Origin of the sequence: Cupriavidus sp. CuC1, from assembly GCF_044627735.1 — a bacterium.
GTDB classification, from domain to species: domain Bacteria; phylum Pseudomonadota; class Gammaproteobacteria; order Burkholderiales; family Burkholderiaceae; genus Cupriavidus; species Cupriavidus ulmosensis.
Map to the genome: position 1 here is coordinate 1 of NZ_JBIUHC010000374.1, position 1,224 is coordinate 1,224.

Annotated in this window: 1 protein-coding gene; it reads left to right on the plus strand. The window is 62.8% G+C overall.

Annotated features, from left to right (window positions below; genetic code table 11):
- On the plus strand, positions 1-835 hold an 835-nt coding region (locus tag ACGLHR_RS51715), incomplete at its 5' end, for an SHOCT domain-containing protein (RefSeq protein WP_400103889.1).
- Positions 836-1,224 lie beyond the last annotated feature (389 nt).

The window sequence follows — 1,224 nt, forward strand, 5'->3', positions numbered from 1 at the left end:
CAAAGAAGTAGCCCAGCGACATGGGTTCAGCACGGATGCCGTGATGAGCATGCTGGAGTCTGTGATTCGCGGTAATGGCAGCATGGCCCAGTTCAACCACCCCGAATTTGGTGGCTCCGGCCAGTGGATGCAGGGGGGAATGACCATGGTCTCCGACATGTTCAACAACTACCTGAAAGGCCGGGTCGATGGGCTCTGCTCCGAGCTTTCCCGCCTGATGGCAAACCAGCCCGACCTTATTCGCAGCGGCAGCTTCCAGTCGCAGAGCCAGGGTACCCAGCAGCAGGCCAACTACGGCGGCGGCCAGCAACAACAGCAGAGCGCTGGTTACGGTGGCAGCAACCAGCAGCAGACTGCAGCCGGACCGGTCGGACCGGTGAGTCTGTTTGTTCCGCCCGCCCCCGGCACCTCTGGCGACTGGTGGCCCGCTGATCTGGGGCGGCCCAACGGCACCGGCGCGCAGAACGACGTCCGCTATGCCTACTTCGCACAGCCCCGGCGCCTGGCGATCGAAGTGAACGGCAAGGTGACTGTTTACGATACGCTCGATCACCAGATCAGCGGCTTCTCACAGCAGCAGTCCCGCGGCGCGTCCCTCACATTCGCGAGCCAGCACGGCCTGGTTGCTGTCGCCAGCCTGCCGGTTGTCTCGGTCGCTGGGTTTCCGCAGCCGGCGTCGCCGCCGGTGCAGGAGGAGCCCGTCAGCACTCAGTCGGTTGCCCGCGAGGCAGACGTGTTCGCCAGCATAGAGAAGCTCGCCAAACTGCACGAGAAGGGGATTCTCAGCGATGAGGAGTTCGCCGCCAAGAAGGCGGAGCTGCTGAGCCGTTTGTGAGCGTCCCGTCATCGCGCACCGCAATCGGGGCACGATTTTTACTTGGCTGAAACCCCACACCTCTCCCCCGCCCCCTCTCCACTTGGTGGTACTCAGGGCGGGGGTACACTGCGTAACCGCCCAGGCGGCCGATAGAAGACTGCCGGCCGTGAGCGATTTTGTCTTTGTCACGGACACCGTAACCCGTCCGACCAACCAACTTGGTGCAGTCGTTTGATCGTTTCACCTCGAAGAGGGGCCGGCTTTGTGCCGTAAAAGTGGTTGTCTCGTCGGGCCCCAATTTGCGGTTGCAGTGTCCGCTTCGTGGCGTTCAGTTTCAAATGTGGAGTGACCGGAGTGGGTAGGGAAGCGCCGACTGGCCCCTCCCCTCATTTGGCCGTTGTCGGCCA